This is a genomic window from uncultured Oceanicoccus sp., assembly GCF_963968385.1.
Taxonomy (GTDB): Bacteria; Pseudomonadota; Gammaproteobacteria; order Pseudomonadales; family Dasaniaceae; genus Oceanicoccus.
Window position 1 is genome coordinate 23,474 of record NZ_CAXAHB010000014.1, and the last position, 6,923, is coordinate 30,396.

The window sequence follows — 6,923 nt, forward strand, 5'->3', positions numbered from 1 at the left end:
AATTGGCCGGCGCTAGGCAAACAATAACCTTACTATCTCGCTATCATAACAAAGGGTTGAAATAACAATGAGCGACAAGACCAACGATATTATCATGAACAGCTCGGCCAGTCGTTTTGGTCCTGAAAGCTTTGATAATCCAGTAGCAGAGCGCTTGCACCGCAAACAGCGTTTGACGGCCGCGTTTAGACTATTTGGTAAGTTTGGTTTTGATGAAGGTTTAGCGGGCCATATTACCGTCCGCGACCCCGAGCGCTTGGACCATTTTTGGGTCAACCCGATGGGCGTTTCGTTTAAGCAAATTAAAATGTCTCAGTTATTATTGGTGAATCATCAGGGCGAGGTTGTTGAAGGCGAGGGTTTGCTTAATGGTGCGGCTTTTACCATTCACTCGAAGATTCATGAGTCTCGAGCTGATATCAATGCGGCGGCCCATTCCCATTCTGTTTATGGTAAAAGCTGGTCGGCTCTGGGCCGTTTGTTAGATCCCATCACTCAGGATGCCTGTGCATTTTATAACGATCATGTTGTCTTTGAGGATTTTACCGGTGTAGTACTGGATTTGGATGAAGGCGATCGCATTGCGCAAGCGTTGGGCAATAACAAAGCCTGCATTCTTCAGAATCATGGCTTGCTCACCGTTGCCGATACCGTAGAAGCAGCGGCATGGTGGTTTATTACTATGGAGCGTAGCTGTCAGGCGCAGTTGTTAGCAGAGGCTGCCGGCACGCCTAAATTAATTAACCCCGAGAGCGCGCAGCAAACCGCGGATTTAATCGGTAGTGCGCTGGCTGGCTGGTTTAGTTTTCAGCCTATGTTTAATCTTATTATCGCTGAACAGCCGGATATGTTTGATTAAGGATTACTAAGGTTTGATGAGCAATCACAACCTCTACGATATATTAAGCCAACGTTTTCCAGTCGATGGCAATAAGCCTTTTATTATCGGCTCAGCGAGCGATGCTTTAAGCTATAGCCAGCTGGAAAAACAGTCAGCGCAGTTGGCTAATTATTTCTATTATCTGGACTTAAAACCCGGCGATCGCGTGGCAGTGCGAGTTAAAAAATCGCCCCAAGCATTACTGGTTTATTTGGCTTGTCTTCGTGCGGGTGTTATTTATTTGCCGCTCAATACAGATTATACCGAAGCAGAGTTACAGTACTTTTTTACCGATGCTAGCCCCAGTTTGATTATCGCAGACCCGTCTGATCAAGCCTATTGTGAGTCATTCGTACAGCAACAATTTGCGCTATTTGAAACGCTTGCAGCAAACGGTAGTGGCAGTTTGATTGACAATAGTGCTACTTTCCCCGAACAGTTTGATAACGTCGTTTGCGCTGCTGATGATCTGGCCGCTATTATCTATACGTCCGGCACTACCGGCAGACCTAAAGGCGCGATGCTAACTCATGGAAATCTGGCGGCCAACGCCTTAATGTTGCATGATGCTTGGGGCTGGCAGCAACAGGATATATTAATTCACGCGCTGCCTATTTTTCATGTCCATGGTCTGTTTGTTGCCTGTCACGGTGTGCTAGCCGCTGGCGCATCGATGATCTTTATGCCTGCTTTTTCCGTTACTGAAGTGATCAAGCAATTACCCAATGCTACGCTGATGATGGGCGTGCCTACTTTTTATACCCGACTGCTAGCTGATAAAAATTTTACCAAAGAACTTTGCGCAACGATGCGTCTGTTTATTTCCGGTTCAGCGCCACTATTAGCGACAACACATCAAATCTTTGAGCAGCGTACCGGTCATAAAATTTTAGAACGCTACGGCATGTCGGAAACCAGCATGTTGATTTCTAACCCACTAAACGGTGAGCGTAGAGCAGGTACCGTTGGTTTTCCTTTGCCGGGTGTTGATGTGCGTCTTGTGGATACTGATAACAGCATCGTTGCAGTGGGTGAGGTTGGATCTATTCAGGTAAAGGGGCCAAATGTATTTCAGGGCTACTGGCAGTTACCCGAAAAAACGGCACAGGAATTTACTGATGATGGTTTTTTTATTACCGGCGATCAGGGTGTCATCAGTGAGGATGGCTATATGTCGATTGTAGGTCGTGCCAAGGATATGGTGATCAGTGGCGGCTATAATATCTACCCCAAAGAAGTTGAACTGGTGATTGATGCGATTGATGGTGTCAAGGAATCAGCGGTATTTGGTATTGCTGATGCGGATTTTGGCGAGGCAGTTGCCGTAGCGGTTGTGACTAAAGATGGCCTTTCAATCGAAGCTGAAACCCTGATTGCCAGTGCTAGAGAAAAGTTAGCAGCCTATAAAGTGCCAAAGCTTGTCTATTTTTTGCAACAGTTGCCGCGAAACACTATGGGCAAGGTACAAAAAAACAGTTTACGCGAAATGTATTCCGCTACTAGTCCCGCCAAGGGCAATAGTTAGTTAGCCTTTTTATGGATTGCCGGGGTACGTCTTCATTGGAATAAATGGATGGAAGGCGAGTTCGATGCCTTCCTCTATATTGTCTTCATTCTTCAGTGGTGTTTTGCGTCGAACGAAGGCTGGGTTAGAGCGTTTTAAATCGATGGCAGACAAGGTATCAATACCACCTCGGCTGTTGAATACACGGGTTAGGGACATATCGTAAATAGAGACTCGCAAAGAGGCGGCATTAATACTTTGCGTCCAATCAAAGCCCATCGGTACGCCACCAGTGCCTTTTAAGGCGGGTTTACGGGTGACTCCCCACCAGCGAGCATAGTGACGCATGCTATTGCTATGCTGTATTTTATGCACGAATAAATCCGCAAAAATGACCGCATCAGCATCCGTTTTCTGCCGTAAAATTTTACCGGTAGCGCTCATGGCGCGTTGCCATGTTTTGATATCGATTTTACCGGTACTGGGATCATAGACATTACCATAAGAGCGGATAGTTTGTTTCCAGGCATTTTCAAAATGGTAGTTAGGTAAAACTTGATAGCCATGATTTTCAAGATAGCTCTTAACCATCCGCTTGACTTTGCGTTCACGCTTTTGCAAATAAGAAGGCACAGGAACGCCCATGCTAATGGGCGCCAAAATAACTTTTTTTATTGGTTGAGCCGCAATGCGTTGCTGGTCATAGTGATAGTCAAATACAGTTGGGTTGTAACCAGTGGAACTGCTGCAAGCAGCAATAATGAGAGTCAGGATAAAAAGCAGTATAATGCGCACGGGTATTGTCCTGTTAAATAGTGATTGCGGGATTTTAGCAACCACGCTAATAAATGAGAAGTCACTTGTTTTGCTGAGAAAAAGCTATGGTTAACCCTGTTTTGCATCATACGGTTATTGGTAGGGGAGAGCCATTAATATTGCTGCATGGTCTATTTGGCATGGGTGATAATTTAATCGGAATCGCCAAATATCTATCCGAGTATTTTACCGTTTATTGCCTAGATTTGCGTAATCATGGTCATTCCTTTAGCGCTGACTCGATGCGCTTTGAGGAAATGGCTACCGATGTGTTGGTCTTTATGGATAGCCATCAAATCCCCAAAGCGCATTTGTTAGGCCATTCTCTAGGCGGTAAAGTAGCTATGCAGCTGGCATTGATGTCAGCTGAAAGAGTGATGCGTTTAGTTGTAGCAGATATAGCCCCCGTTGCTTATGGTGGTAACCATGATGAGGTATTTAGCGCTTTTAATGCGTTAGACCTTGATGGTTTGATGTCCCGCCGCGACGCCGAAGAGATATTGCGGCCGTATATTCAAGAGCGGGACGTCAGGCTGTTTATATTAAAGAGCCTTGCCCGCGACAAGGCGGGTAAATTTAGCTGGCTTTTAAACATTGATAGCATAGAGAAAAATTATAACGATTTGCGTACAGGCCTAGTCTCTGAGCAAGCTTTTACAGGCTCAACCTTGTTTATCAAAGGAGAGCTGTCTTCGTACATCCAAGCTGGGCATCGTGACATGATCGAAACACTATTCCCGCAATCGCAATTTAAAATTATTCAGAATGTCGGCCATTGGCTACATATTGAAAAACCAGTGACCTTTAACAACTTAGTCAAACAATTTTTAACGGTCGGCTAGATGTTGCTCGTGTTACATCGCTTCAATGGCTACCGATAAAGCCTCACCGCCACCAATACATAAAGAAGCGATGCCTTTTTTCTTGCCATAATGCTGTAGTGCATGCATCAGTGTCACGATGATACGTGAACCGGTTGAGCCAATCGGATGCCCCTGAGCACAAGCGCCGCCATGAATATTGACCTTAGCATGATCAAGTCCCAGCTTATCAATAGCTAACATGGTAACCATGGCAAAGGCTTCGTTAATTTCCCATAGGTCGACATCGTCTTTAGCCCAGCCAGCTTTTACTAGTACCTTTTCAATCGAGCCGATGGGCGCTGTAGTAAATAATGATGGCTCTTGTGAATGGCTGGAGTGAGCAATAATGCGGGCTAGAGGTTTTAAGCCGCGTGCATTGGCTGCTGATTCTGTCATCAGCATAAGTGCTGATGCACCATCTGAAATGGAGCTTGAGTTGGCCGGCGTGATGGTGCCATCTTTGGTAAAGGCAGGGCGTAGTGCAGGGATTTTATCTAGACGAGCTTTGCCGGGTTGCTCGTCACTTTCAATCACGGATTCGCTTTTACGCGTTGTCATCGTCACGGGTACCATTTCAGCTTTTAATGAACCATCGGCAATCGCTTTCTGTGCTCGGATGGTTGATTCAATGGCAAAAGCATCCATCGCTTCACGACTAATCTGGTTATCGTCTGCCAAGCTTTGGGCAAAGGTACCCATCGCTTTGCCAGTATAGGCATCTGATAAGCCATCCAGAAACATATGGTCGTATAGAGTTTTGTCGCCAGTACCGATCCCACTACGTGAAGCCGGTAAAAGATGAGGGGCATTACTCATACTCTCCATGCCACCTGCCAGCGCAATCGAGGCAGTGCCAGCTTTAATCATATCGTGGGCATAAACGACAGCTTGCATACCTGAGCCACAGAGTTTATTGACAGTAACAGCGCCGGTGGCTTTTGGGATACCGGCATGGATTGCGGCTTGTCTTGCGGGCCCTTGCTTGGCACCGGCTTGCAATACACAGCCCATCACAACTTGCTCAATATCTTGCGCTGCAACACCGGATCGATCAACCGTGGCGCTAATGGCAGCAGCGCCTAATTCGACCGCAGTGGCGGTGCTTAGACTGCCGTTTAAACCACCCATCGGTGTACGGGCACCGCTAACAATAACTACAGAGTCTTCAGACATAATGACTTCCTTGAAACGATGGTGACGGAATGCCGCAGCCTGCGGCATTCCGTCATAGAATAGGTTTTATATTTGGCCATAGACCCGAATTATATTCAAGTTTTGCCAGGCTGTTTGTCAACTGAGTCTGATTATTGCCTTGAACCTTTATTGACATTAGCTATGATATTCGAAGTTGTTTATCCCTGAAAGTGAAGATGGATAAATTCTGCTGCCTGTAACAGTCGATAGTTTTATCGTTTGTTGATCATGAGTTTGAAAAAGGAAGTGGCGCGCCCGACAGGATTCGAACCTGTGACCATCCGCTTAGAAGGCGGATGCTCTATCCAGCTGAGCTACGGGCGCAAGACTTGAACGTTAAAACTAAAACAGAAAAGGCTTACAGTGTTGGCTGTAAGCCTTTAAAAAATGGGGTGAACGATGGGGATTGAACCCACGACCACCGGAATCACAATCCGGCGCTCTACCAACTGAGCTACGCCCACCACAAACTTTTATCACATTAAACCACAGTGGTAGCCAGTCTGTGTTTAATATTGAAAATTGGTCGGGGTAGAGAGATTCGAACTCCCGACATCCTGCTCCCAAAGCAGGCGCGCTACCAGACTGCGCTATACCCCGAATGCTTGCTGGCAGTGATATCACTGCTTCAAACGAGGTGCGCATAATACTCATGCTGTAGGCTGTCGTCAACGCTAAATAATGCACTGAAAGCAACATTATTTGCCTTCATCTAACTATTTGCCTGAGGCCGTGGACATGAGAGAATGCGCTATCTTTTTCTACTGAAATCAGGAGTATAGCAAGTATGTCTGCACTGGTACTTGATGGCAAAGCGTTGGCCGCACAATGGGAGCAGCAACTGAGCGAACGAGTGGCTGGCCTAAAGCAAAAATCCAATGGTAAAACGCCTATTCTAGCCACGATTTTAGTGGGAGCTGATCCAGCCTCAGCCACCTATGTAAAGATGAAGGGTAATGCCTGTCGTCGTATTGGTATGGAATCAATGGCGGTAGAATTGGCTGAAGAGACAACCACCGAACAATTGTTGGCCAAAATTGATGAGTTAAATAACAACCCTGATGTACATGGTATTTTGCTTCAGCATCCGGTGCCTAAACAAGTTGATGAACGCGTCTGTTTTGACGCCATTGCGTTGGAAAAAGATGTTGATGGTGTAACGTGTTTAGGTTACGGCCGTATGGCGATGGGTGAAGAGGCTTATGGCTGCGCTACCCCTAAAGGTATTATGCGTATTCTTGAGCACTATAATATTGAGATTGAAGGTAAGCATGCCGTTGTTGTCGGTCGCAGCCCAATTCTGGGCAAACCAATGTCGGCTATGTTGCTGCAAGCCAATGCCACGGTCACTACTTGTCACTCACGCACGCAAAACCTGCCAGAGCTGATTAAACAGGCCGATATTGTGGTGGGTGCGGTGGGTCGACCCGAATTTATTAAGAGTGAATGGATTAAAGATGGTGCTGTGGTGGTTGATGCAGGTTATCACCCCGGTGGTGTTGGTGATATTGAGTTAAGCGGTGTGATTGAGCGCTGCGCGGCATATACGCCAGTACCTGGTGGAGTAGGGCCGATGACCATTAATACCTTGATTTTTCAGTCAGTCGCTTCGGGTGAGAAGTCGTTAGGCTAGTGTCTCGCTTAGAGGCTTAGAGGCTTAGAGGCT

At 46.4% G+C, this 6,923-nt stretch carries 6 protein-coding genes and 3 tRNA genes; 4 read left to right on the top strand and 5 right to left on the bottom strand.

Annotated features, from left to right (window positions below; all coding sequences use genetic code 11):
* Positions 1-67: 67 nt before the first annotated feature.
* A complete protein-coding gene (locus tag AACP44_RS02850) occupies positions 68-859 on the top strand; it encodes a class II aldolase/adducin family protein (protein ID WP_339338810.1) in 792 nt (263 codons plus the stop codon).
* A 16-nt stretch (positions 860-875) separates the two neighbouring features.
* Positions 876-2,405, top strand: coding sequence for a malonyl-CoA synthase (locus tag AACP44_RS02855; protein WP_339338812.1), 1,530 nt, complete (start codon positions 876-878; stop codon positions 2,403-2,405).
* A 9-nt stretch (positions 2,406-2,414) separates the two neighbouring features.
* On the opposite strand, the gene AACP44_RS02860 is transcribed toward AACP44_RS02855, so the two are convergent.
* Positions 2,415-3,179 (bottom strand): hypothetical protein, encoded by a 765-nt coding sequence (locus AACP44_RS02860; RefSeq protein WP_339338814.1) that lies wholly within the window; start codon positions 3,177-3,179, stop codon positions 2,415-2,417.
* Positions 3,180-3,265: 86 nt separating this feature from the next.
* On the opposite strand from AACP44_RS02860, the gene AACP44_RS02865 reads away from it, so the two are divergent.
* Positions 3,266-4,042, top strand: a complete 777-nt coding sequence (locus AACP44_RS02865; protein WP_339338816.1) for an alpha/beta fold hydrolase — start codon at positions 3,266-3,268, stop codon at positions 4,040-4,042.
* A gap of 12 nt (positions 4,043-4,054) precedes the next feature.
* Here AACP44_RS02865 and AACP44_RS02870 read toward each other — a convergent pair whose 3' ends face one another.
* The 4 genes from AACP44_RS02870 to AACP44_RS02885 form a co-directional block, all read right to left on the bottom strand.
* The gene (locus tag AACP44_RS02870) at positions 4,055-5,236 is read right to left on the bottom strand and encodes a thiolase family protein (RefSeq protein WP_339338818.1); all 1,182 of its coding nucleotides are present in this window, start codon (positions 5,234-5,236) and stop codon (positions 4,055-4,057) included.
* A 268-nt stretch (positions 5,237-5,504) separates the two neighbouring features.
* Positions 5,505-5,581 (bottom strand) — tRNA-Arg (locus AACP44_RS02875).
* A 64-nt stretch (positions 5,582-5,645) separates the two neighbouring features.
* Positions 5,646-5,721: transfer RNA gene (locus AACP44_RS02880), tRNA-His, on the bottom strand.
* A 59-nt stretch (positions 5,722-5,780) separates the two neighbouring features.
* Positions 5,781-5,857 (bottom strand) — tRNA-Pro (locus AACP44_RS02885).
* Between the two features lie 187 nt (positions 5,858-6,044).
* On the opposite strand from AACP44_RS02885, the gene folD reads away from it, so the two are divergent.
* On the top strand, positions 6,045-6,890 hold the full coding sequence (folD, locus tag AACP44_RS02890; RefSeq protein WP_339338820.1) for a bifunctional methylenetetrahydrofolate dehydrogenase/methenyltetrahydrofolate cyclohydrolase FolD: 846 nt from the start codon (positions 6,045-6,047) through the stop codon (positions 6,888-6,890).
* The last annotated feature ends 33 nt before the right edge of the window (positions 6,891-6,923 follow it).